The organism is Nonomuraea mangrovi (assembly GCF_042681425.1).
In the GTDB taxonomy this organism is placed as follows: domain Bacteria; phylum Actinomycetota; class Actinomycetes; order Streptosporangiales; family Streptosporangiaceae; genus Nonomuraea; species Nonomuraea mangrovi.
On sequence record NZ_JBHUFV010000036.1, the window covers coordinates 63202 to 88047 of the forward strand.

The following is a 24846-nucleotide window of genomic DNA, read 5'->3' on the forward strand; positions in this document are numbered from 1 at the left end:
GCAGCCCCCTGTCGCTACAGCCGCTCGACGCGTTCACCCTCGGCGAGCACGCCTCGGGTGTCCAGCACGAGCCTGGCCTTGTCCTCGACCATGTCGAGGTCGAAGGCGGCGTGCTGCTGCAGCAGCAGCGTCACGTCCGCGTTCACTACGGCCTCGGCCAGGTCCTCCTCACGCGGCACCTCGGTGCCGTCCACCGACCACTTCTTGACGTGCGGGTCCACGAACGTGAGCTCCGCGCCCAGCTCCAGGAGCGCCCGCGCGACGGGCAGGGCGGGGGTCTCGCGCTCGTCGGCGATGTCCGGCTTGTAGGTGACGCCGAGCAGCACCACCTTGGAGCCGTTCACGGCCTTCTTGTGCCGGTTGAGCAGGCGCTGTACGCGGTTGACCACGTACGACGGCATCCGCTCGTTGATCTCCTGCGCCAGCTCGACGAACCTGAACGGATAGCCGAGCTTGCGAACCGTGTAGGACAGGTAGCCGGGGTCCACCGGGATGCAGTGCCCGCCGACGCCGGGACCTGGAAGGAACTTCTGGAAGCCGAACGGCTTGGTCGCCGCGGCCTCGATCGCCTCCCACAGGTCGACACCCAGCTCGTCGCAGAAGATCGCCATCTCGTTGACGAGGGCGATGTTGACGTGCCGGTAGGTGTTCTCGAGCAGCTTGGCCATCTCGGCCTCGCGGGTGCCGCTGACGGGCACGATCTGCTCGATGAACTGGCCGTAGAAGGCGGCGGCCCGGTCGCGGCAGGTGTCGGTGAAGCCGCCGACGACCTTGGGCGTGTTGCGCAGGCCGTACTTCGGGTTGCCCGGGTCGATGCGCTCGGGCGAGAAGGCGAGCTGGAAGTCGACGCCGGCGACGAGACCCGAGGTCTCCAGGAGCGGCCTGGCCACCCCGTCGGTGGTGCCCGGGTACGTCGTGGACTCAAGGACGACGAGCGTGCCCCGCGTGAGGTTGCGCGCGACCGACTTGGTCGCGCCCTCGACGGCCGACAGGTCGGGACGGTGGTCCTCGTCCAGCGGCGTGGGGACGCAGATGACGATCGTGTTGCTGTTGGCCAGTACCGCCTCGTCGAGCGTGGCGCTGAAACCGTTGGCCAGCATGTGCTCGAGGTCGGCGTCGGTCAGGTCGTCGATGTAGGACTGACCGGCGTTGAGCGCGTCGACCTTGCGGGGGTCGACGTCCACGCCGACGACCCGCAGGCCTGCCGCGACGGCCTCCTTGGCCAGCGGCATGCCGACGTAACCCAGGCCGATTACCGCCAGGTCGAAATCCGTCACGACATCGCCTTAGAACACTTCATGGTCGCAAAGGTTATCTCAAGTCCACCTAGCTCACGCCTAATGCGACCGAACCCGTCAGAACAGACAGCGAACTTGTAGGTCATTGGTCGGCAAGAGATCGGTAAAGGTCACGATAAGTCTCGGCAACGCGGCTCCACGTGCGCTTTGCCGCCACCTCCGCCTTTCCAGCCTCACCCATCACAGCTCGTCTGGCGGGATCCTGCCGCAGCTCGGACAGCGCCTTGGCGAGCGCCTCCGGGTCGCCTGGCGGGACGAGCAGCCCCGCGCCCTCGGAGCCGACGAGTTCGGACAGCGCGGGCAGATCGCTGAGCACGACGGGCTTGCCGAGCGCCATCGCCTCGACGGGTTTCAATGGCGTAACGAGTCTGCAGACGCGCAGGTCCTCACGCGGGCAGCAGAAGATGTCGATCGCCGCCTGCGCCTGGAGCGCCTCCTCGGGACCGACCCTGCCCGGCAGGATCGCGGACGTGAGCCCGAGCTCCTCGACCAGCTCCAGCAGGTTGTCCCGCTCGGTGCCGTCGCCGACGATGAGGACCCTGATGTCGTTCCTGAGCAACGCGCCCGCCCTCAGCAGGGTCGCGAAGCCCTCGTAGGCCACGATGCTGGAGACGGAGCCGACGACGATCTCGTCGTCTCCGATGCCCATCGACCTGCGGAAGGCCGCGCCGTCGTAGTCGGCGGTCAGCAGCGAGTCGTCCACCGCGTTGGGCGCCAGGCGGATCTTCTCGCGCGGCACACCGCGCTCGACGATCTCCTGCGCCATCGTCTCGGCGAGCGTGACCACCGCGTCGGCCTCGCGCATCAGGAACGCCTCGCGATCGCGCTGGAGCACGTGGCGCTGGCTGCCGATGCGGATCGGGTCGCGGGAGGCCCAGGTCTCCTCCAGGAAGCCGCGCACCTCGTAGACGAACGGCGTGCCGGTGCGCTCGCGGACGGCGTGCGCCATCGAGCCGTTGCGGTGGTCGGTGGCCGCGTGCAGCACCTGCGGCCGCAGCTTGGCGACCAGCTCGGTGACCCGCTCGGCGCCCAGGATGATCCGCCCGCGCGTCTCGAACGGCATCTCCTGCCTGCCGTCGGGCAGCAGCCGGTGGTACGGGATGCCGTCCAACTCTTCGAAGGGCGTGGCGTCCGCGTGGCCCTGCAGCATCGGCCAGCCCCAGCTGGTCACGACGTGCGGGTCGAGGCCCTTCTCCTTCTGCGCGGTCACGATCCTGTGCGTGCGCACCGTGTAACCCGCCTGCGTGTACGGCAGGGCGTTGGTCACCATGTGCAGGACCCTGCCCGCGACATGCTCGCCGACCGCCACCTTGGGACGCGGCGGGATCGGGTCAGGGCTGATCGCGGCCAGCTCGCCCCGGTAGTAGGCGGCCCTGCGCTTCACGAAGGGGTACTTCGCGTGCGGCTCCAGCACCTCGGCCGCCTCGGTGACGCGCCCGGCGTCCCAGTACGCCTTCGCGTCGTTCCACGGCGCCTTGACCACGCGCATGCCGACCTTGCGGACGGCGCGCCGCACCTTGCGGGCGGCGGGCCAGGCGACCTTTCCCACGACGGGACGCAGCTTCGGGGGAAGCGCGTCCGCCGCCGCCTGCGCGACCCGGACGGGGTCGGATTTCACCTTCGCGAAGACGACGCGGGAAACGATGACGGGGTGCTGGATGAAGCCCTTGAGAAGTCCACCGACTCCGGCCCTGGCCGACTTGGCGGAAACCTTTGGTCTGGCGTCGGATACCACGCGGTGACCGTACCATAGGCAACGTTTTTCCCCTTCCGCTATGAAAGGCGAGGTAGATGAGGGAGAACCCCCTGGTCCTCCATGTCCTCGGCGCCCGTCCCAACTTCGTGAAGGCCGCCCCCGTGGTCCGCGGGCTCGACGAGCTGGGCGTGCGACAGGGCATCATCCACACCGGTCAGCACTACGACGCGCTGATGTCCGACGTGTTCTTCGCCGACCTCGGTCTCCCCTCTCCGGTGGCCAACCTCGGGGTCGGATCGGGGACCCACGCCAAGCAGACCGCGGCCCTCCTCGTCGGCCTCGAAGAGGTCTTCATGGCGCAGGAGCCCGACCTGGTCATCGTCTACGGCGACGTCAACTCCACGCTGGCCGCCATCCTCGTCTGCGCCAAGCTCGGCGTCCCGACCGCCCACGTCGAGGCGGGGCTGCGCTCCTTCGACCGCGGCATGCCGGAGGAGGTCAACAGGATCGTCACCGACTCCCTGTCGGACCTGCTGTTCGCCACCTCGCCCGAGGCGCTGTCGTACCTGGCTGCGGAAGGCGTGCCCGCCGCCAAGACGCACCTGGTCGGCAACCCGATGATCGACAGCCTCTTCGCCGCGCTTCCCTCGCTCGACCCCGCCCCCGTCGTCGAGCGGCTCGGCATACCTTCTCGCTATGCCGTGGCCACGCTGCACCGGCCCGCGAACGTGGACAGTCCCGAGGCCGCTCTCGAACTCGTCTCCGCCGTCCTCGACGTCGCCGCGCAGATCCCGCTCGTGGTGCCGATGCACCCGCGCGGTCGCGCCCAGCTGGCCGCGGTCGGGCTGGTCGAGGGGCCGAACGTCAAGGTCGTCGACCCGCTCGGCTACGTCGACTTCCTCTCGCTGGTGCGGGGCGCGGCGCTGGTCGTGACCGACTCCGGCGGCGTGCAGGAGGAGACGACGATGCTCGGCGTGCCCTGCCTCACCGTCAGGCCCAACACCGAGCGGCCGATCACCGTCACTCACGGCACGAACAAGCTCGTCACGCCCGCGGGGCTGCCGGCCGCCGCGTCCAAGGCGCTGTCCGACGGGGCCGCGACCCCTGCGGGCGAGCTGCCCGTGCTGTGGGACGGCGCCTCCGGACCGAGGATCGCCCGGGTCGTGGCGTCATGGCTGAAGGGGGAGAACCTCTCGCCTGCCTCACGAAACGGGCGGCTGTAGCCGTACCATGACAGACCTCCTTTGACGTTAGGGCGAGCGGATGTCTTCAGAAGAGCCGACCTTCCAGCGACTCGGGCCGATCAACTGGCTCCCTGAGGAGCGCAAGCTCGTCGAGAGATACGAGGCGGAGATCAGGGAGCTGCGGCGGCGGCTGGAGATCGCCGAGGCTCGCGCCGAGTACTCCACGTGGAAACTCCAGGCCACCCAGGCGAAGCGCTCGTTCAAGCTGGGCGAGGCGCTGACGTCGAAGAGCCCTGGCAAGGTCGTGGCGGCGGTGCGCTCGCACGAGAAGGCGCCCGCCGCGCCGCCACCCGTCTCGGAGGTCACCGAGGTGGCGGGCAAGCGCCCTCCGCTGGTCGAGGTGCCGGCGGTCAAGTGGCCGACGGGGCCCGTCAACAGGCCCGACCTGAAGGTCGCGGTCATCCTGGACGACTTCTCCAGGATGGCGTTCCGCTACGAGTGGGACCAGATCGAGTTCGGGCTGCGCGACTGGCCGGCGATCTTCGAGGAGAAGCGGCCCGACCTGCTGTTCTGCGAGTCGGCCTGGCACGGCAACCAGGGCCGCTGGCGCTACCAGATGACCGGGACCAACGCGCCCAAGCAGGAGCTGAAGGACCTGGTCGAATGGTGCCGCTCCGAGGGCATCCCGACGGTCTTCTGGAACAAGGAGGACCCGCCCAACTTCGACTTCTTCATCGACACGGCCAGGCTGTTCGACTACGTGTTCACGTGCGACGGCGACATGGTCCCGAAATATCGTGAAGTTCTGGGACATGACCGGGTCGACGTCCTGCAGTTCGCCGCCCAGCCGCGCGTGCACAACCCCATCCAGCAGAAGCAGGGCCGCCTGCACGACGTGGTCTTCGCGGGCATGTACTTCCGCGACAAGCACCCCGAGCGCCGCGAGCAGATGGAGACCGTGATCGACCCGATCAGGGAGCTCGGCCTGCACATCTTCGCGCGCAACGGCTCCGTCGACGACAAGTACGCGTGGCCGGAGAAGTACGAGCCGCACATCGTCGGCGAGCTGCCCTACGACCAGATGCTCGCGGCCTACCGCATGTACAAGGTCTTCCTCAACGTCAACTCGGTGCTCGACTCGCCCACCATGTGCGCGCGCCGCGTCTTCGAGCTGTCGGCCTGCGCCACCCCCGTCGTCTCCGGCTGGTCACGCGCGATCGAGGAGACCTTCGGCCCGCTCGTTCCCATCGCCCGCGAGCCCATCGAGTCCTTCAACCAGGTGCTCCACCTGATCAACAGCCCCGAGCTGCGCGCCCGCATGGGCCACCTCGCCATGCGCGAGGTCTTCGACAAGCACCTGTTCTCCCACCGCGTCGACCAGATCCTCGGCTTCATGGGGCGCCCGACGCAGTCTCGCTCGCGCTCCATCTCCGTCGTCCTGCCCACCAACCGCGCCGCGCAGATCGAGCACGCCATCAGCTCGGTCGCCAAGCAGCGCCACCGGCCGCTCCAGCTCGTCATGGTCCTGCACGGCCTCGACATCGACCCCGTCGTCGTCGCCGACAAGGCCCGCATGGCGGGCATCTCCGACGTCGTCGTCCTGCCCGCCTCGGCCGAGATGTCACTGGGCGCGTGCATGAACATGGGCATCGCGGCCGCCGACGGCGAGCTCGTCGCCAAGATGGACGACGACAACCTGTACGGCGAGCACTACCTGTCCGACCTGGTGCGGGCGTTCGACTACTCCGAGGCCGAACTGGTCGGCAAGGGCGCCCACTACACGTACTTCGAGGGCACCAACACGACCATGCTGCGGCTGCCCGGGCTCGAACACCGGTACACGTGGCTGGTGCAGGGCGGCACGTTCCTCGGCACGGCGGACATGTTCCGCTCGTACGGCTTCGCGGACATCACCCGGGGCGAGGACACCCACCTGGTGCGACGCCTCAAGGAGGACAAGGTCAAGATCTATTCGAGCGACCGGTTCAACTTCGTGTACTGGAGGAGCGCGGATTCGTCCATGCACACGTGGCAGGCCGACGACATCAAGCTGAACAGGGTCGCCCAGTTCTCCTTCGTCGGACACCCCGAGTCCCACGTCATGCTCTGATCCTCTGAGCCTCTGAGCCTCCGCCGGCGGGGATCCGAACCACCCTCACGGGCCCCGCGAGCCGGTGTCCGCGAGCCGGTGTCCGCGAGCCGGTGTCCGCGAGCCGGATCGCTGCCGATGGCGGACTTCGGGAGCAGCCGGGAGGGTGCGAGGCGCTACCGGGCGAGGCGGCGGAGAGACCGGTCGAGGACAGGGCCCCTCCGCCATGGTCGCCTGCTCAGCGCTCGTCCGGTGGCCTGAAGATCACTCGGTCGTCTACATAGCAATCGCAGTTGCCGCAGCCTGGGACCACGTCGGTCCTCCCCTCACCTGTCTCTCTCGACCGTACGACAAGCGATCCGCTCCTTGGCTGACCGGGAAGGTCAGACTAGCGTTCTCGGCCACCCCCACCGGGGGCGAGGCCCTGGTCGCAGGTTCCGCCGGGGAAGACGAGGCCCCGTTCGTAGGCGAGGACGGCCGCCTGGGTGCGGTCGCGGGCGCCGAGCTTGTCCAGGACGTTGCGGACGTGCGTCTTGACCGTCTCCTTCGAGACGTACAGCGTCGCCGCGATCTCCGCGTTGTTCTGCCCGAGCGCGATGTGCCGGAGCACGTCCAGCTCGCGCGGGGTCAGCTCGGCGTGCGCGTGCCGCTTCGCCGTACCGTGGTGAGGGGAGGCGATGCGGCGCAGCGCGTCGGGGAAGAGCACCGCGTCGCGGGAGTGGACCAGCCGGACGGCGTCCACCAGCTCCCCTGCGGGCGCGCGTTTGAGCACGTAGCCGGCGGCGCCTGCGCGCAGGGCGCCCCAGACCAGCTGGTCGTTCTCGAACGTCGTGACCACGACGACCCGCGTCGAGGGCGAGCGGCGGGCGAGCTCCTGGGTGGCGGCCAGCCCGTCCATGCCCGGCATGCGGATGTCCATCAGCACCACGTCCGCGCCCGCGCCCGCCTCGACGGCCGCGCGGCCGTCGCACGCCTCGCCGACGACCTCGATGTCGTCGTGGACGGAGAGCATCGTCGCCCATCCCGAGCGGATCAGCTTCTCGTCGTCGGCCAGGACGACGCGGATCACAGGGGCAGCGTCGCCCGGATGTGCCACGTGCCGTCCACCTCCTCGTGTGTGCAGGTCCCGCCGACCAGACGGGCGCGCATGCGCATGCCGGTCAGGCCGCGCCCCTGCCTTCCCGTCGTGCCCGCCGACGCGTTGTCGACGGTCAGGACCAGGTCGTCACCGACGGCGACGCCGAGTGTGACCGGGCCGCGTCCGTGGCGCAGGGCGTTGGTGAGCGCCTCCCTGGCGATCGCGAAGGCGGCGCGCGAGGTCGGGACGGGGACGCGGTCGAGCCGGCCGACGCTCGCGTGCACGTCGAGGCCGCGGGTGAGCGAGTCGAGCGAGTCGAGTGTCGGCGCCTCGGCGGCGTCGCCGTCGTCGAGCACGCGCAGCAGCACGTCGAGGTCCTGCTGGGCGTCGCGGGCCGTTGTCACCAGGTGGTCGAGCGACTGGTCGGCCACCTCGACGCCCGCCTGTGTCCGCCGCAGCGCCGCCTGGGCGGCCATGGCCTGCACCAGGACGACGCTGAGGGCATGGCCGACCGAGTCGTGGAGCTCCAGGGCGAGGGTCTGACGGCGGCCGAGCTCCTCCAGCGCGCGGGACGGCTCGGCGCGCAGCAGCCGGCCCGCCGCCCACCGCTGGCCGAAACCGGAGGCGACCAGCGCGACCAGCACGGCGGCGGTGAGCAGGAGGACCTCCGCCCGGTCGCCTGGAGCCTCGCGCGCCTGGTCGCTGAGGCGGACCAGTCCTGGCGACAGCAGGAGCACGCCCGCGCTGAGCGTGGCGCCGCCGTACAGGTGCAGGCTCGTCAGCACCGCCAGGTAGAGCCGGTCGGCACGCTCGGGGACGTCGACGCCGAGCAGCTCCGCCAGCGCGGCCGTCTCGATGCGCCGGATCAGCGGCACCGTGGCGAGCAGTACCGTCGCCGGCAGGCAGGCAGCCCACAGCATCAGCACGCGTCCCGGCGTCAGCTCGGACAGGATCACGAGGCCGAGCGCCACCGCGACCGGGGTCAGCAGCGCGGCGCCCAGCAGCTGGTAGGTGCCCGCCCCCACGGCGCGGGCGACGAGGCCTCTCACAAGGCCCGACGTTAGCCGACGGCCCGCCGCGCGGCCTCCCTCGGCAGGGGGAGGCGGACCGATCCGCTCGTTCCTAGCGTGGGGTGACATGACGAGAACTGATCGGATACTCGGCGCGATCCTGTCGCTCGCGGTGACCGCCGTCGGGATGCTGTGGTGGACGACCCCGTCCAGCTATCCCTTCGGCGCCCGTGACCGCGTGACCGTGTCGTTGTCGCACCTGATGGAGCACGCGGTGGCGGGCCCGATGACGGTCGCCGCCGGGCTCGTGGGGCTGGCGCTGGTCTTCGCGCCCCTGCCGGTGGTGCGGGTGGGAGCGGCCGCGCAGGTGCTGTTCTTCGGCGTGGTGATGTCCGACGCCGGCATCATGTCGGCACTGGCGTACGGCATGGCGCTGCTGGGGCCCGTCGTGCTCGTCGGCGTCGTGGTGCTGGCCTGCGTCCGCGGGAGGCCGTCGGGCTACGCCGGGCTCGCGGCGCTGGTCGCCCTGGTGTCCGCCGGCGCCTTCACCGGCGTGATCTCGCTCGACATCGTCACGCTCACGGCGGGCAACATCGTCGCGAACTTCGCCTCCTACGCGGGGCGGCTGGGCTGGACGGCGGCCAACGCTGCGGCCTTCGCCGTGTGGCTGACGATCGCGGTGAAGGCGTTCGGGAGCGGCGAGCGGCCGCGCCTGCTCCGTCCCGAGTCCGTCGCCCGGTGGGGTCGCGTCGCCACCATCGGGGCGGCGCTGTGCCCGCTGCCCTACGCGCTGTACCGGCTCACCTGGCTGACGCCGTGGCCCACCGACTCCGCCCTGACCGGCCCGCACATGGACCCGGGAACCCGGCTGCAGGGTGTGGTCATCGCGATCGGCGCGCTGATCGGCGCGGCGCTGACACTCGGGCTCGTCAGCAGGTGGGGCGAGGTGTTCCCACGCTGGGTGCCGGTCTACCGCGGCCGTCCCGTCCCCGTGCGGCTGCCCGTCGTCGCCGGCGGGCTGGTCGCGGGGGCGTGCTGCCTGGCCTCGACGGGGCTCGCGGTCAACGCCGTCGAGCGGGGGGAGCTGCTCCAGCTGCTGCTCTGGCCGTACCCGCTGTGGGGCGCGCTGCTGGCCGCCGCGGTCGCCGCCTACTGGCTGCGCCGCACAGCGGTACGGCTCAGCCCGAAAGATCTTCCCGCGGCGTGTCGTGAGTGACGGTTACCAGAAGCGGGGCTGGCCCGGGATGGTCTCCAGGTCCGCGAGCACCAGTTCGCGGTCCTCGTCCTGGGCGATGGCCCGGGCGGCGGCCAGCGCCTGCTCGGTCCAGACCCTGGCCTGCTCCCTGTCCCCCGCCACCGCGCTGGCGCGGGCGAGCGACTCGTACGCGAAGGCCAGGTCCCAGTCCCCGATGCCGTGGGCCCGGCAGATGTCCAGGCCACGATGGGCGTGGTGGAGGGCAGGCTCGGCGCGCCCCAGGACCGCGTACACCCGTGAGCACTGCCATTCGCCCCTGCTGCGATTGACCGGGGCGCCGATCTCGCCCCAGTGGTAGCGGGAGGCGTGCGCCATGTGCAGCATCCGGTCGTCGTCCTCGACCGTGCGGCCCTCCTTCTCCAGCATGCGCCACACCCCGTTGAAGAGGTCGACGGCCAGCCGCCGCTCGTCTCCCGCCTGGGCTCCCTGTCCGTCCTGTTCCGCCATGAGTTCCGTGGCTCCGTCCTCGAGGAGATGGTCGGTTCGCCGGAGGTCTCGCGGACCCACCGCGATCGGCTCGACTCCACCATCCCGCATGCGGGACGTCGCCGCGAACCCCGCGGCGGGGCCCCGATCACAGAGCCGACGCGCGGAGGCGGGCCCGGGCCTCTGTCATGACCGCCAGCCGGTCGTCGCGGTCGCGGACGCCGGGCCGTACGTTGTCGCGTTCGGCCCGCTGGTGCAGGATGACCAGTTCGGTGGCGGCCCGCTGGTAGTCGGCCATGGCGCGGCGGGCCGGCGGCGTCCGGACCTGGTGCAGGGCCTGCCAGCGGCCTCGTCCCGACGAGAGCATGTCGACGTCGTCGGACGTGACCGCTCCTGTGTCCTGGTAGCGGGGCAGGTGGCGGCCGATGGCGGCGACCAGCCGCCGGTGTTCGGTGACGATCACGGCGGTCAGCACGAGGACGACCGCCGCGCACACCACGTAGGCCTGCTTCCGCCCGTCCGCGCCGGTGGCGGAGAAGACCGCGTCTTTCCACAGGATGTGGAGGAGGACGGCGCCCGCGCAGGTCGCGAGGGCGATCGGGAGCCTTGTCCCGCCCCGGGCGACGACCGCGTAGGCGATCCCCAATCCCATCAGCGAGGCGCAGAGGGGATGGGCGATCCCCATGCCCAGCCCTCGCTGGACGATCATGGTGAGCAGGTCGTCCCGGCCTCCCTGCGCGAACGCGGCGAGGTAGTGGACGACGTTCTCGACGGTCGCGAACCCGAGGCCCGCCATGGCGGCGTGCACGATGCCGGCGGTCAGCGAGGTGATCGCGCTCCTGCGCCACCACATCAGCCACAGGAGCGCCGTCCCCTTGGCCATCTCCTCGAACAGGGGTGCCGCGCCGCCGGCGGTGGATCTCGTGAGGACGGTGGCGGCGAGGAAGGCGACCCCTCCGCCCCACGCGAACGCGAAGACGAGGTTCAGCCGCACTTTCGGCGTGAGCTGGTCGATCGCGAGCACGACGACGAGCAGGACGGGCAGGGGCGCGAGTGCGACGGCGAGCGGCAGAGCCAGGTCGGTGAGGGTTCCGCCGGTCCTTGTCATGAGCCAGGCCAGGTGGCCGGAGGCGCACAGCGCGGAGATCACGATGGCGACGATCAGGCCGCCGTCCCGTCCGGGCGGCCGCAGGCGCAGACCGGGCAGCGGCGCCCGCAGCCTTGGGGTGTGGCTCACCGTGGCCTCCTCTCCTCGACCGGAATCCATGACTCTTTCTACCGATTTGTGGTTGCACGTCCCTTTTAACTGGCTTGCTGGAGCCTGGAACCAGAAAGCAGCACCGCCCAACGGAGAGGGCGGTGCTGCTTTCTCTTTCGGCCGGGAAGGAACCGGGGCGACAAACGCTTCCCCGTGCCACGGCTGATCCCGACGATCCGGTGCGCGCATGGCCGGTCACCGGCGTCTTGCCGCACATCGAGCGGGACGCGAGCCCCTCAGGGGCGAGTGGCCGTCATGATCTTTTGCGCACGGGTCGCCAGCCTAGGTGATCAACTTCCACTCCACTACCAAAACACCCAAATCCACCGGTCAATCGCAACCAGCGGCAAGTCGGACGTGGATGAGCGAGGTCCGACCGGCCCGATCGTCATCCGGCCAGGGGGCGTCGTGGCCGGGGGCCCCGTCTGACAGCCCAGGGAGAAAACCTCGCGGACCCCGGGAGGAAGGGGTGGATTCCCCATCAATACGCTCCCCTGACGGCCATGGAACCGTACGATCTTCTAGCGCCACTCCGCTGACTTCCAGCGCCACTCCACCAGCGACCTTTCTCAGGAGCACCAGCATGGCCGGCGAGCAGCCCCCTCACCCTCGGTCGGACCTGGCCGCCCGGATCAAGTCCGACATCCCCCATGCCGCGCGCATCTGGAACTACTGGATGGGGGGCAAGGACAACTTCGAGGCCGATCGCGCCGCGGGCGACGCCGTCGCCAAGGTCTACCCCGACATCGTGACCATGGCCACGGAGTCGAGGAAGTTCCTGCACCGCGCCGTGACCTACCTGGCCGCCGAGGCGGGCATCGACCAGTTCCTCGACATCGGCACCGGCCTGCCGACCATGCAGAACACCCACGAGATCGCCCAGGCGATCACGCCCGCCTCGCGCATCGTGTACGTGGACAACGACCCGCTGGTCCTGGTGCACGCTCGCGCCCTGCTCGTCAACACCACCCCCGAGGGCGTGACGACATACGTCGACGGCGACTACCACGAGCCCGAGCAGATCGTCTCCGACGCCAGGAACGTGCTGGACTTCACCAGGCCGATCGCGGTCATGTTCATGGGCGTCCTCGGCTACGTCGCCGACCTCGACGAGGTGCGGTCCATCGTGTCGAGGGTGATGGCGGCGGTCCCTTCGGGCAGCCACCTGGTGCTGTGGGACGGCACCGACACCGGCGAGGCCGTCAACGAGGGCAGCGACAAGCTCGCCGAGTCCGGGGCCGTGCCGTACCACCTGCGCACGCTCGACCAGCTCGCCGGATGCTTCACGGGTTTGGAGCCGGTGGAGCCGGGGCTGGCCCCCATCTCGCACTGGAGGCTGCCGGAGAGCGCGGTCGCGGTCGCGCCGATCGACGCCTACGGCGCGGTGGCCCGCAAGCCGTGACCGCGCGACCCCTCCCCGGGGCGTCCCCCATCGGGAACGCCCCGGGCAGGAGCGGTCAGGAGGTACGGGAGTCGGTCCATTCCGCGCGCACGACGGTGGCGCTGTTCCACACGGTGCCGGGTTCCAGGCCGGCCTGGAACCCGCCCGGCTTCACCACGACGCTCTCGCGGCCGAGTGCCACGCCCGTCTGCTCGTCGATGATCAGCCGGTCCTGCAGGAGACCCTTGCGGCCGTCGGCGCCGCCGGTGTGGGACTCGGTCTCCATCGCGATCGCCGTACCGGATCGCCCCTGCGCGTCGGTGACCTCGCCCACGGCGGTGACGGACGGCAGCGCGGCCAGCATCCGGAAGGCGGCCCCGCGCACCTTGGCGCTGACCGGCATGTCGGTGATGAGCCCTGCGGTCACCTGGAACAGCCACGCGTCCTCGGCCATGGGCGCGTCCGACTCGGTGCTCTTGCCCTCGTAGTACTTCAGCAGCCAGGCCTTCAGCCCCACCTCGTCGTCCGGCAGCGCGGCCAGGTCGGCGAGTGTGACGTTGCGGCCGAGCCAGAACACCTCCTTGCCTGCGTGGTGGCCGGTGTACGGCTTGTTGGCGGCCAGGGGGAGGGTTCTCCCCACGGGCTTGCCCGGCACGGCGATCTCGACCTCGGCGGGCGAGCCCGCGGCCGCCCACTTGGCCCTGTCCTCGTCGGTGGCGGGCTTGGCGCCGAGGTACTGGGAGCGGGACCACTGCCCCCTCTTGCCGACCCACATCTCGTTGCGCTGCTCCATCACCATCACGTAGCCGTCCGGGGCCGTGACGAGGTTCCTGCCCAGCGTCTCGGTGTGCCAGAACTCGCCCGACGTGGCCGGCTGCCGCTCGGCGCTGGTGGCGGCGACCAGGAGCACCTGCTGGGCGGTGAGCTTGACCGGAGCGCTGGACGCGGGCGCGGCCGACGGCGCGCGCGGCGCCGTACCTCCTCCGGTGCCCGCGGCGAGGACGGCGACGGCCGTGGCCGCGGCGGCGGCTCCCGCCAGGCCCAGCCCCCACACCAGGCGCGGCTTCGTGCGGCGCCGGAAGGGCGTGCCCTGGGACATGGTGGGAGACATGGCGTGGGCGAGCTCGGACCGTCTGGTCCGCTCGTCGACAGGGACGTCACCCAGGTGCGCGGGGCGGGCGGCGCGCAGCTCGTCGATCGGGTTCATGACCACTCCTCCTTGAGGCCGAGCCTGGACATGGCGGGGGCGGTGGGCTGCTCCATCTCGCGCTGCAGGCGCTTGCGCGCGCGGTGGAGGCGCACCTTGAAGGCGGGTGCCGAGCAGCCGACGACCTTGGCCGCGTCGCGGGTCGAGAGTCCCTGCCAGGCGACGAGGATGAGCAGCTCGCGCTCGTCCTGGGTGAGCCTGGCCATGGCCTTGAGGACTCCGAGGCGCTCGGCCACCTGGTCGGCGACGTCGCCCGAGACCCATTCGCGCAGCTCCCGGTTGAGCCCTTCGCGCTTGATCTCGTCCCTGATGTTGTCGCGCAGGACGTTCCTGGCGATCCCCAGCAGGTACGGCAGCGCGTGGGCGGGCAGCCGGTCGAGCTTGCGCCACGCGATGGCGAAGGTCTCGCTCACCACCTCGTCGGCGACCTGCCTGCCGGCGCGCGCGACCACGTACGCCCACACGCGCTGGCGGCATTCGTCATAGATGGTGATGAACCGTTCTCGCTCATCGGTCACCGCCCAACTCCCTCATGTCTCGGGTGTGCTGACACAGAGAAGTGGTTCGAGAGGGTCGATGGTTACAGGGCATGTTCGCATCCGCGGCTCCCCAGAGTGTGGCCAAGACCCTCATCTGCGGAAACGAGCCCGTCCTGATCCGCCTCTCATGAGGGCAGCGCGTACTCCTTGAGCTTGATGGAGTTGGCCGCCTTGGTGCTCAGCCTGTCGAGAAAGCCGATGAGGAAGCTCGAGGCCAGCACCTTGTAGATGCGGTTGCGGCGGCGGACGTTCTTGGGCGCGAAGAACCCGCCCGCGCCCTCGGCGACCCGCTGGCAGGCCTTGGCGTAGCCGCGGATCTGCTCCTCGTACCGGGCGAAGGCGACCGTGTGGTCGCCGCCGGCCGCCGCCAGTTCGCCGGCGAGCACGTAGGAGGCGACGAGGGACATGCCCGCGCCCATGCCCCCCATCGTGGCGCCGTACCCGGCGTCGCCGATGAGCGCGACGCGGCCCTTGGTGTAGTGGTCCATGCGGATCTGGCTGATCGAGTCGAAGTAGAAGGCGTCCGACTCCTCCAGGTGGGAGAGCAGCTCCGGCAGCTCCCAGCCCGCCCCCTCGTAGGCCTGCGCCAGCAGCCGCTTCTGGGTGGCGACGTCACGGTGGTGGTAGTCGAGGGAGTCCGAGGCGAAGACGCACACGACGGTGATCTTGTCCTGGTCGTCCTCGGCGGCGTAGACGAGCGAGCCGCGGCCCGGCTCGCTGTACATGAGCGACCTGCCGCTGACGCCGAGGTGGTTGGGCGCGTCGAACAGGGCGGCGTAGTACCCGGAGCTCTTCAGGAACCGCGACTCCTCGCCGAAGGTGAGCCTGCGGACGTTGGAGTGGAGCCCGTCGGCGCCGATGACCAGGTCGAACCTGCCCTTCCTGCCGCTGTCGAGGACGACGTCGACGCCGTCGGCGGTCTCGGTCATGGCGGCGATGGAGTCGTTGAACAGGTACTCGGCCCTGTCCTTCGTCAGGTCGTAGAGCAGGTGCGACAGGTCGCCGCGGGTGATCTCGACGTTGCCGCCGGTGAAGGAGGCGGGCAGGCTCAGCTGCTGCCTCCCTTCGGCGTCGATGAAGACGAGCGGGCCGCCTTCGGTCCGGCGGCGGTGGACCTCCTCGAGGATGCCCATGCGCTCCAGCATGGTCATGTGCGCCTCGCCGCGGAAGTCGACCGCCTGGCCGCCCTCCCTCAGGGCGGGGGCCCGCTCGACGACGGTGACGGCATAGCCGTACCTGAGAAGCCAGTGGGCCATGGCGGGCCCCGCGAGGCTGGCACCGGAGATCAGGACGTGCTTCGTGGTGTTCGTCATGGGTGAAGAGTCGCCGGGGCCGCTGACGGGCCACGCACCGCCCGCGCACCGCCTCCCCGTGACCGGCCCCGCGGCCCGCCAGACGGGCCGCCGGACAGGCCCGTCGGACAGGACCGTCAGGCGGCGGCGTCAGGCGGGGCCGTCAGGCGGGGCCGAACCAGGTGGTGAGCGCCTCGGTGAGCGAGCCGTCGCCTGCCGCCCACGCGACGTGCCCGTCGGGCCTGACCAGCAGGGCGTCGGCGGGCGCCGCCTCGCAGGCGCCCCTGACGGTCTCCACCCGGCCCGCCCACTCCTCGGGTACGGCCCTGCCGTCGAGCACGAGCAGCAGCCCCCTGCCCGACCGCATCAGCTCGGCCACCCTGAAGGACCCTTCGGCGGTCTTGACCGTCAGATCGGGGACGAAGCGCCCCACGAGGTCGTGGGCCGAGCCGAGGTCGTAGCGCAGGCCCGCCCCTGAGATCAGATCCGTCAGCCGCCTGTTGGCGTCGTCCGCCTCCAGCAGCATCGCGAAGAGCTCGCGCACCGCGTCGGCGTACGGCCCCGGCCGCATCATGGCGACCTGCGCCCTGGTGTTCTTCAGCACTCCTGCGGCGACCGGTCCGCGCTCGGCGGTGTAGGTGTCGAGCAGTTCCCGCCCCGCCTCCCCCTTGATCACCGCGGCCAGCTTCCATCCCAGGTTGAACGCGTCGCCGAGGCCGAGGTTGAGCCCCTGCCCCCCGAAGGGCGAGTGGACGTGGGCGGCGTCGCCCGCCAGCACGACCCTGCCGATCACGAACGACTCGGCCAGGCGGGCGTTGTCGGTGAAGCGGGTCAGCGACCGGGCTTCGAGGACGGTGACCTCGCTGCCGCTGACCCTTCGCAGGATGGACTGGAACTCCTCGACGGTGATGGCGGCGTCGCGGTCGGCGGGCGGCCCCTCGAACTCGACCACCAGCACCCTGCCGGGAACCGGCCCGTTGACGACCAGGCCGCCCGGCAGCCTGTTCCAGCCCATGGGGGCGAAGTCGGGGTCGTCGAGTTCGGCCAGCGCCTGGTAGCCCGTGATGACGCCGTCGGTGCCGGGGAAGGGCACGCCGGAGAGCTTGCGGACCGTGCTGCGGCCGCCGTCCGCGCCGACGAGCCATCCCGCGCGCAGCTCGTAGGGCCCTTCGGGGCCTTCGACCTGGACGGTGACGCCCTCCTCGTCCTGGGTGTAGCCGGTGAGGGTGTGCCCGCGCCTGATGTCGGCGCCCTGGGCCGCGGCGTGGTCGTCGAGGAGTTCCTCGAGGACCTGCTGAGGAACGAGCGTCGCGGCCTTCGAGGAGTAGGCGCTCTCCCTGAGCACCCACATTCCCGCAAAGTGCCCGCGCGGCCCTGAGCCCCGCTGCCCGCCCGTCCGGACCCGCTGCCCGCCCGTCTGCGGGAGGGCGAAGGAGGGGATGCGCTCGGCCAGGCCGCGCAGGTCGAGCGCGTCGACCGCGCGGGGCGCCAGCGACCCGGCCTTGACTCGCGGGTCGATCGAGGGCAGCGGTTCGAGCACGATGACCTCGATTCCGCGCAGGCGCAGCTCGGCGGCGACGGTCAGCCCCACGGGACCGGCGCCCGCGACGACGGCGCTCCCCGGGACGGCGCTCCCCGGGACGGCGCTCCCCGGGACGGTGTTCCCCAGGTCGGTGCTGTTCGTGGCGGTGCTGCTCATGACGGCCTCCAGAGAGTGGATCGGGTGAGAGCCACCCTCGGGGGGCGAGCTGGCAACGGCCTGTCAGCTCTCTGTCATCTTCCGTCGCCATTCATGGCAAGCGTCAACTTTTCGTAAGCTTCGCGGCTTTGGTCGGCTAGACCGGCGTATTTCACTTTTCGTGCGACTACAAGCAGGCTCATCACGACTGTTCCCACCCTGATCACCACCGAGCCCACCTCCAGACTCTGTCCGCCTCCGGTGACGGCCGTGATATGGGCGCGCGACTGGTCACCGAGCGGCGGCAGGTCGATCGTCCTGGTGACGTAGCTGACCGACTCCCCCTCCACGACCGCCTGGTACGAGGCGCAAGCCGCGGGCAGTTCCGCGGGGTAGGCCGACGGCAGGTCCACCAGCGCCTGGGTGACGGAGCCTTCATCGGAGCTGTAGGCGACGACGGCGGCGGGGGCGGTGCGCACGTCGGCGAGGTCCAGGTCCAGCCGTGGCGCGCACGAGGTGCCCTGCCGCATGGCTGCCGCTCCCTCCCTGGTGGCGCGGAGCGTGCCGTAAGCACCCGATTCGGGACCGTACGCGACGCGCATGCCAGGCGGAGCGGGAAGGAGGGCCGCGCCGAGATCGCGGACGGCGGTCCGGATGGGGGAGGCGCTCGGCGCGGGCCCCCGCGCGGTCGATTCCAGACCACATCCGGAAATGCATATCAGCACCGCGCATATCCCGGAAAATGCTTTCAACATGCTTTCTCCATTTCCCTGACTTCCCTCCTTTCTAGGGCATGGGAAAACACCTCCGAGGAGATCGGTGAATACGCGTAAAATGTTCGTGGGAACGCCGCGCGCCATGGGGCGGCATTTTCCCCCTCTCGTGATGATCGCGGCATGGAGATCAATCCTCGCCGGGCGCGCGAACTCGGCATGAGCCGGCCCATCTCGCGCCGCGACTTCTTCGACGGCGTGGCCATGGCCGTGGGAGCCGCCGCCCTGGGATCCTTGACGGGCTGCGGGATGGACGCCGCCGCCCCTGGCCGGATCGGCACCGATCGCCTGGAGGTCCCAGGCCAGGTCACCTTCCCCCCGGGTCTGACAGGACTGCAGGGCAACACCCCTGCGGCGCTGAGCGTCCCGCACGCGCTCCGCGACGACAGGTTCTGGCAGTACGCGGGAGAGGCCAGGCCCACGGGCGAGAACTACGACCTGGTGGTGGTCGGCGGCGGCATCAGCGGTGTCAGTGCCGCCTTCGAGTGGCTGCGCAACGACCCGAACGCCCGCGTCCTCATCCTCGACAACCACGACGAGATCGGCGGGCACGCGCGCCGCAACGTGTTCGCCCCCAAGGGCCGCATGGGACCGCTCATCGGGTACGGCGGCTCACAGTCGATCGAGGCGCCCTCGGTGTGGACGGCCGAGGGCAAGAACCTGCTCTACCTGCTCGACGTCGACCTGGCGAAGTTCAGGACGTACTTCGACAGGAAGCTCTACAGCGACTTCGGGATGACCGACAGCGTCATGTGCGACAGGGAGAGCTTCGCCACCGAGAAGCTCGTCAGGCTCACCGGCGGGCTCACCCCCGAGCGACTGGCCGCGCAGCTGCCGATCGGGGACCGGGCCAGGAGGGACCTGGTCAGGCTCTACAAGAACCCGCCCGACTACCTGCGCGGGCTGTCACGCGATCAGAAGGAGAAGCGCCTGGCCGCGCTCACCTACTCCCGCTATCTCCTCGAGGTCGCAAGGGTCCACCCCGACGTGGAGCGGTTCTTCAGGACCACGTCGAGCGACGAATGGGCCTACGACACCACCGCGTTCGGCGCGATCGACGCGTGGGGCAGCGCCAAAGGCTGGGACTATCCCGGCTTCCAGGGCCTCAAGCTGCACCGCGACAAGCCGTCCAGGTTCAACTCGCCGAGCGTGATCAAGCAGTGGGACGCGGACGACCCGGACATCTATCACTTCCCTGAGGGCAACCAGGCGCTCGTGCGGATGATGGTCGGCAGGATGATCCCCGGCTTCACCGACGCGACCGACATGGACGGGATCACCACCGCCGCCTTCGACTACGGCAAGCTCGACCTGGCGGCCAACCGGGTGCGGTTCAGGCTCTCCAGCCCGGTGGTCTCCGTCGCCAACGACGGCGGCGCGGACAAGGCCACCAGCGCCACGGTCGGCTACTTCGACGGCAACGCGATCAGGACGGTCGGCGCGGGCGCGGTCATCATGGCCTGCTGGAACATGGTGATCCCCTATCTCGTCCCCGAGCTGCCCGGCGAGCAGCGCGAGGCGCTGCGCAAGGCGGTCAAGATGCCGCTGCTGTACGCCACGGTGCAGCTGCGCGACTGGACGGCCTGGCAGCGGGCGCGCGTCACCCGCACGCGCTGGACCGGCGCCTACTGGTGTGTCTCCGAGCTCGACCACCCGGTCAGCATGCCGGGCTACACGTGCTCGAGGGACCCCAGCGAGCCGATCAACGTCCACATGGTCGCGACTCCCGCGCAGTCGGGGATGGCGCCGTCCCAGGGCGCGGTCGCCGGCCGGCACGTCCTGATCAATACACCGTTCAGCTTCATGGAGTACACCATCCGCGACCAGCTCACCCGCCTGCTCGGCGCGGCAGGCTTCGAACCCGAGCGGGACATCGAGGCGATCACCGTCAACAGGTGGGGCCACGGCTACGCGCCGGAGTACTGCAGGCCGTGGAACGACTTCTACCCCGACGGGCCGTTGCCCGCGGACATCGCCCGCAGGCGGTGCGGCAGGATCGCCATCGCCAACTCCGACTCCGTCCCCGCCGCCTACGCGGACGCGGCGATCAGCGCGGCTTACAGAGCGGTGGCCGAGCTGCAGCGATGAGACCCTGGCTGCGGATCTTCCTGATCGGGTTCGTCCTGTGGGCGGCCACCCTCGTCGTCACCGAGTGGACGTCCAACTCCAACCTCGTTCCCACGCTCGTGCTGCTGGGCAGCTTCCTGGTGCCGGTGACGTTCGTGGTGTGGGCCTACGAGCGCGGCAGGAGCGCCGAGGTCACGGTCGAGCTGCTGTTCACGGCCTTCGTCGTGGGCGGCGTGCTCGGCGTGCTCGGCGCCTCCCTGCTGGAGAGCTGGCTGCTCAGGCCGTCCCTCGCGGTCTACCTCGGGGTCGGGCTCATCGAAGAGGGCGTGAAGCTGATCGCGCTGATGGTCGTGACCAGGAAGATGGCCCGCCGCACCATGAGGGACGGCCTGGTGCTCGGTGCGACGGTCGGCTTCGGGTTCTCGGCCTTCGAGAGCGCGGGCTACGCCTTCAACGCGCTGTTCACCCCCACCGGCCTGTCGCTGGCGCAGCTCGTGGAGACCGAGGTGCTGCGGGGCGTCCTCGCGCCGGTCGGCCACGGCCTGTGGACGGCGATCGCCGGCGGCGTGCTGTTCGGCGCCGGCGGCCGCCTCACCGGCCGGGTGCTGCTCGCCTACCTGGGCGTCTCCCTGCTGCACGGGTTGTGGGACTCGATGAACGCCATCGCCATCGCGCTCACCCTGCTCCTCACCGGGAAATCGTGGCAGTTCGACCAGCTCCGCATCGGCAGGGTCCCCGAGGTGACCGAGACCCAGGTGCACCTCTACACCGTCCTCGACCTGGGAGGCCTGCTGGTCGTCTCGGTGGCCGGGCTGCTCTGGCTGCGGGCTATCGCACGGGCCGCCGCAAAGCGGTGAACGCCCAGGACATCCTGGGCTCGACCGCCCAGCCGAAGGCCGCGCGGACCGGCGGCGTGCACAGCACGGTCGCCACGACCACGCCGAGCGCGATCGACAGCGGCACGCCCAGGCCGAGGCGCTCGGCGACCTTCACCACGAACCCGTGCAGCAGGTAGGCGTACATCGTCGCCGCGCCGAGGCCGGAGAACCAGGTGCGCCGCCGCGGCGTCACCGCCATGAACGCGGCGACGAGCACCGCTCCCGCGGCCAGCAAGCCGAGCCTGATCAGGCTGCCCGTCAGGTCGTCCACGCCGATCGCGTCGTTCGCGTGCCGCCACCTGATCCACTCCGTCGGCACGAGGTCGTGCAGGGCGAGCGCGGCCACCAGTCCCGCCGCGAGCGCCGCCCCTCCGACGACCTTCATGGACGGCCTGCGCAGCAGCTCGAAGTGCTCAGGTCTCAGCATGAGACCGAGCACGTAGAACGGCAGCAGGCCCAGAGTGCGGTTCATCGACAGCTCGTCGGGCAGCGCGCTCGTCCCCGACAGCAGTGACAGACCCACCGCGACGGCCAGCGGCCAGCGCAGCTGCTGCCAGACCGGCGTGGACAGCCGCCAGAGGAACAGCGACATCAGGAACCACGTGAGGTAGTAGGGGTCGAGCAGGCTCAGCTCCAGCTTGCCGTACAGCAGGAGCCTGGGCACGGAGTAGGCCAGCTCGAAGATCACGTACGGCACCGCGAGCGTGGCGATCAGCTTCCTCGCCTTGCCCGACGAGAAGGTGAAGTTGCGCGACAGGTAGCCGCTCAGGGTGATGAAGAGCGGCATGTGGAAGACGTAGACGTAGAAGTAGAGCGCGTGGGCGATCGGCTCCTCACGCAGGTCCTCGATCATGTGCCCGCAGACGACGAGCACGATGGCCAGGTACTTGGCGTTGTCGAAGTAAGGATCCCTGTCGCTCACAGCCCACGGACCCTAGTCAGGCCACGGCGAACGACGGGTGTCCTGCGGCCGAACCCTTGTCGGCGGCTCGGCGCCCCAAGGACCTGTCAGCGACCGGATCCGGAGCGTGACGCGAAAGCACAGGTCAGGACGCCCTCATCAGAGCCCGGTGTCACGACTCCCCCCGAAGGCCCCGATAATCCCGCTAATCATCACGTTCCTCCACTGCGCCACAGACATAATCGGTGCTAGTCTCCTGTGCGATCTTCCGAGGTGTATTTACACAAAGCGTGGAAATCGCCTCGGTACTCCGAGGTTGGGACATGAGCTCGAGAAACCGGTCGATTCGGTTCAAGATCTTTCTGTTGCTGCTCCTGCCGCTCCTGTCCCTGAGCGCGCTCTGGGGCTTCGTCCTCAACCTGACCGTGAGCGACGGCCAGGCCCTGCTCCGTGCCAACAGGCTGTACGAGACCATCGGTGTCACCTCCACCGACCTTGGGCTCCAGCTCCAGTCCGAGCGGGCCGCCTCCGCGACCTCGGGCGGCAAGCGCGGCCGCGAGCTCACCGCGCAGCGCGAGCGCACCGACACCTCGCTGGCCGCCTTCAGCGCGGCCGTCGCGGCCACCGACGACGACCGGCTGCGGAAGACGCTGCACGACACCACCGAGGAGCTCGACAGGCTCGACTCCATCCGCGCCGCGCTCGACGCCGGCCTGGAGACCCGCCTCCACACCATCAACGCCTACAACCAGCTGCTCGACACGCTGTTCCGCCTCTACGAGCAGCTGACCTCGGTCCCCGACCTGCCGATCTTCCAGCAGGCCAGCGCGCTCCAGGCGATGAGCAACGCCCGCGAGATCATCTCCAGGGAGAGCGCGCTCGTCGGCGCCGTGCTCACCAACGGCAAGATGGCCGAGGCCGAGGCGTCCGCCTTCACCGAGTACGTCGCCACCCGCAAGTTCCTGCACACCCGCGCGCTGTCGACGCTCGACGCCGAGCTGCGCGTGCCGTACGAGAAGTTCTTCGCGACCTCCGCCTTCTCCAGGTTCACTCAGGCCGAGTCGCGGATCGCGATCTCAGGCGATCCGCCGCTCAACACCGAGGAGTGGACCGAGCCGGTGGCCGAGGTGTCGAAGCAGCTCGACCGGCTCGGCGCGAATTCCGCCCGGATCCTGTCCGAGCGGTCGGCGAGCGTGTCCACCACGGTCCTCGTGCGCATCGCGGTGGCGGGCGGTGTCGGCCTGCTGGCCGTCATCGCCTCGATCATCATCTCCGTCAGGTTCGGCCGCCGCCTGTCCTCCGAGCTGGCGGGGCTCAGGACGGCGGCCCTCGACCTGGCCGAGGTACGGCTCCCGCGGCTGGTCTCCAGGCTGCGCGCGGGCGAGGACGTCAACGTCAGGAAGGAAGCGCCTCCGCTCAAGGTCAGCGGCGCCGCCGAGATCATCGACGTGGCCAAGGCGTTCGCCTCCGTGCAGCGCACCGCGGTCGAGGCCGCGGTCGGCCAGGCGAACCTGCGGCGCGGCATCAGCCTGGTCTTCCTCAACCTCGCCAGGCGCAAGCAGGGGCTGCTCCACCGGCAGCTCGGCCTGCTCGACGGCATGCAGCGCCGTACGCACGACCCTGACGAGCTGGAGGAGCTCTTCCGCCTCGACCACCTGACCACGCGCATGCGGCGGCACGCCGAGGGTCTGATCATCCTGTCCGGCTCGGCGCCCGGACGGGCGATGCGCAGGCCGGTGCCCGCGATCGACGTCGTCAGGGCCGCCGTCGCCGAGGTCGAGGACTACACCAGGATCGCCGTCCAGCACATGCCGCAGGCCGCGCTCGACGGCTCCGCCGCGGCCGACCTCGTCCACCTGGCGGCCGAGCTGCTGGAGAACGCCACCCTCTACTCCCCGCCCGACACCATCGTGCAGGTGCGCGGCGACTCGGTCAGCAACGGATACGCGATCGAGATCGAGGACAGGGGGCTCGGTCTCTCCTCCGACGAGTACGCGCGGCTGAACGGCCTGCTCGTGGCCCCGCCCGAGTTCGATCTGGCCGACAGCGACAGGCTCGGTCTGTTCGTCGTGGCCAAGCTCGCTGCCAGGCACGGCGTGAGCGTGTTGCTCCGGGCCTCGCCGTTCGGCGGAACCACCGCTATCGTGCTGATCCCGCGCGGTCTGCTGGTGGAGCGGCCCGCACTGCCGACCGCCGAGCCGCCCAAGCGCGACAGGAAACCCCTTGCGCTGGTCGGCGGCACGACCACGACCCACAAGGGTCTGCCGAGGCGGGTAAGGCAGGCCAACATCGCACAGCAACTGAAGGCCCCCGAGCCAGAGCCAGAGTCACGCCCAGAAAGATCGCCAGACGAGGTACGCGACCTGTTCTCCGCCTTCCAGCGGGGCACCGAGCGCGGCCGAGAAGAAGAAGCCCAGGAGGGGGACCTATGACGACACCCACTGCGAACACCGGCGAGCTGAACTGGCTCCTCGACGATCTCACGACCAGGGTGGGCGCCGTCAGACAGGCGGTGATCCTGTCCACTGACGGCCTTGCCGTCGGCTACTCCCGTGGTCTCGCCCGTGAGGACGCCGAGCACCTGTCGGCCGTCGCCGCCGGGTTCCAGAGCCTGGCCCGCGGCGCGGGGCGGCACTTCGGCGGCGGCGACGTGCGCCAGACCATCGTGGAGATGGAGGCGGCGTTCCTGTTCGTCACGGCCGCCGGGCAGGGCACCTGCCTTGCCGTACTGGCCAACTCCGACGCCGACGTCGGCCACATCGCCTACGAGATGGCGATGCTGGTCAAGCGGGTCGGACAGCACATCTCAACTAATCCCCGCGTGTCATGAACCAGT

General features: G+C 70.2%; 20 protein-coding genes. 8 read left to right on the plus strand and 12 right to left on the minus strand.

The window, feature by feature from the left end:
- Positions 1-14: 14 nt before the first annotated feature.
- Together ACFSKW_RS25200 and ACFSKW_RS25205 are read right to left on the minus strand one after the other, a co-directional pair.
- Entirely contained in the window at positions 15-1277 is a 1263-nt protein-coding gene (locus ACFSKW_RS25200) for a nucleotide sugar dehydrogenase (RefSeq protein WP_379574867.1), read from the minus strand.
- Between the two features lie 103 nt (positions 1278-1380).
- Positions 1381-3033 carry a glycosyltransferase family 4 protein gene (locus ACFSKW_RS25205; RefSeq protein ID WP_379574868.1) on the minus strand — a complete coding sequence of 551 codons (1653 nt, stop codon included), beginning with the start codon at positions 3031-3033 and terminating at the stop codon, positions 1381-1383.
- A 56-nt stretch (positions 3034-3089) separates the two neighbouring features.
- On the opposite strand from ACFSKW_RS25205, the gene wecB reads away from it, so the two are divergent.
- Complete coding sequence (wecB, locus tag ACFSKW_RS25210) at positions 3090-4217, plus strand: non-hydrolyzing UDP-N-acetylglucosamine 2-epimerase (RefSeq protein ID WP_379574869.1); 1128 nt, start codon at positions 3090-3092, stop codon at positions 4215-4217.
- 40 nt (positions 4218-4257) lie between these two features.
- Positions 4258-6288 carry a glycosyltransferase family protein gene (locus tag ACFSKW_RS25215; RefSeq protein ID WP_379574870.1) on the plus strand — a complete coding sequence of 677 codons (2031 nt, stop codon included), beginning with the start codon at positions 4258-4260 and terminating at the stop codon, positions 6286-6288.
- A 367-nt stretch (positions 6289-6655) separates the two neighbouring features.
- On the opposite strand, the gene ACFSKW_RS25220 is transcribed toward ACFSKW_RS25215, so the two are convergent.
- Positions 6656-7336, minus strand: coding sequence for a response regulator transcription factor (locus ACFSKW_RS25220; RefSeq protein WP_379574871.1), 681 nt, complete (start codon positions 7334-7336; stop codon positions 6656-6658).
- On the minus strand, positions 7333-8394 hold the full coding sequence (locus ACFSKW_RS25225; RefSeq protein WP_379574872.1) for a sensor histidine kinase: 1062 nt from the start codon (positions 8392-8394) through the stop codon (positions 7333-7335). Before ACFSKW_RS25225 ends, ACFSKW_RS25220 begins: the two co-directional genes overlap by 4 nt.
- Positions 8395-8482: 88 nt before the next feature.
- On the opposite strand from ACFSKW_RS25225, the gene ACFSKW_RS25230 reads away from it, so the two are divergent.
- Positions 8483-9571 carry a hypothetical protein gene (locus ACFSKW_RS25230; protein ID WP_379574873.1) on the plus strand — a complete coding sequence of 363 codons (1089 nt, stop codon included), beginning with the start codon at positions 8483-8485 and terminating at the stop codon, positions 9569-9571.
- A 3-nt stretch (positions 9572-9574) separates the two neighbouring features.
- Here the strand turns inward: ACFSKW_RS25230 and ACFSKW_RS25235 are convergent, their stop codons facing one another.
- A complete protein-coding gene (locus tag ACFSKW_RS25235; RefSeq protein WP_379574874.1) occupies positions 9575-10057 on the minus strand; it encodes a hypothetical protein in 483 nt (160 codons plus the stop codon).
- Between the two features lie 127 nt (positions 10058-10184).
- Entirely contained in the window at positions 10185-11273 is a 1089-nt protein-coding gene (locus tag ACFSKW_RS25240) for a PrsW family intramembrane metalloprotease (RefSeq protein ID WP_379574875.1), read from the minus strand.
- A 604-nt stretch (positions 11274-11877) separates the two neighbouring features.
- On the opposite strand from ACFSKW_RS25240, the gene ACFSKW_RS25245 reads away from it, so the two are divergent.
- Entirely contained in the window at positions 11878-12696 is an 819-nt protein-coding gene (locus ACFSKW_RS25245) for an SAM-dependent methyltransferase (protein ID WP_379574876.1), read from the plus strand.
- Between the two features lie 55 nt (positions 12697-12751).
- Here the strand turns inward: ACFSKW_RS25245 and ACFSKW_RS25250 are convergent, their stop codons facing one another.
- The 5 genes from ACFSKW_RS25250 to ACFSKW_RS25270 form a co-directional block, all read right to left on the minus strand.
- Entirely contained in the window at positions 12752-13882 is a 1131-nt protein-coding gene (locus ACFSKW_RS25250) for a CU044_5270 family protein (protein ID WP_379574877.1), read from the minus strand.
- Positions 13879-14400 (minus strand): RNA polymerase sigma factor, encoded by a 522-nt coding sequence (locus ACFSKW_RS25255; protein WP_379574878.1) that lies wholly within the window; start codon positions 14398-14400, stop codon positions 13879-13881. Before ACFSKW_RS25255 ends, ACFSKW_RS25250 begins: the two co-directional genes overlap by 4 nt.
- Before the next feature lie 146 nt (positions 14401-14546).
- Positions 14547-15734 carry an FAD-dependent monooxygenase gene (locus ACFSKW_RS25260; protein ID WP_379574879.1) on the minus strand — a complete coding sequence of 396 codons (1188 nt, stop codon included), beginning with the start codon at positions 15732-15734 and terminating at the stop codon, positions 14547-14549.
- A gap of 142 nt (positions 15735-15876) precedes the next feature.
- Positions 15877-17412: an FAD-dependent monooxygenase gene (locus ACFSKW_RS25265; protein WP_379574880.1), complete on the minus strand. Its 1536-nt coding sequence runs from the start codon at positions 17410-17412 to the stop codon at positions 15877-15879.
- A 74-nt stretch (positions 17413-17486) separates the two neighbouring features.
- Positions 17487-17921, minus strand: coding sequence for a hypothetical protein (locus tag ACFSKW_RS25270; RefSeq protein WP_379574881.1), 435 nt, complete (start codon positions 17919-17921; stop codon positions 17487-17489).
- 366 nt (positions 17922-18287) lie between these two features.
- On the opposite strand from ACFSKW_RS25270, the gene ACFSKW_RS25275 reads away from it, so the two are divergent.
- The gene (locus ACFSKW_RS25275; protein ID WP_379574882.1) at positions 18288-20252 is read left to right on the plus strand and encodes an NAD(P)-binding protein; all 1965 of its coding nucleotides are present in this window, start codon (positions 18288-18290) and stop codon (positions 20250-20252) included.
- Positions 20249-21088 (plus strand): PrsW family intramembrane metalloprotease, encoded by an 840-nt coding sequence (locus ACFSKW_RS25280; RefSeq protein WP_379574883.1) that lies wholly within the window; start codon positions 20249-20251, stop codon positions 21086-21088. Before ACFSKW_RS25275 ends, ACFSKW_RS25280 begins: the two co-directional genes overlap by 4 nt.
- On the opposite strand, the gene ACFSKW_RS25285 is transcribed toward ACFSKW_RS25280, so the two are convergent.
- On the minus strand, positions 21060-22031 hold the full coding sequence (locus tag ACFSKW_RS25285) for an acyltransferase family protein (protein WP_379574884.1): 972 nt from the start codon (positions 22029-22031) through the stop codon (positions 21060-21062). The genes ACFSKW_RS25280 and ACFSKW_RS25285 overlap by 29 nt on opposite strands.
- A gap of 302 nt (positions 22032-22333) precedes the next feature.
- Here ACFSKW_RS25285 and ACFSKW_RS25290 point away from each other — a divergent pair, with 302 nt between their 5' ends.
- Positions 22334-24442 carry a sensor histidine kinase gene (locus ACFSKW_RS25290; protein ID WP_379574885.1) on the plus strand — a complete coding sequence of 703 codons (2109 nt, stop codon included), beginning with the start codon at positions 22334-22336 and terminating at the stop codon, positions 24440-24442.
- Positions 24439-24840: a roadblock/LC7 domain-containing protein gene (locus tag ACFSKW_RS25295; protein ID WP_358129306.1), complete on the plus strand. Its 402-nt coding sequence runs from the start codon at positions 24439-24441 to the stop codon at positions 24838-24840. Before ACFSKW_RS25290 ends, ACFSKW_RS25295 begins: the two co-directional genes overlap by 4 nt.
- Positions 24841-24846 lie beyond the last annotated feature (6 nt).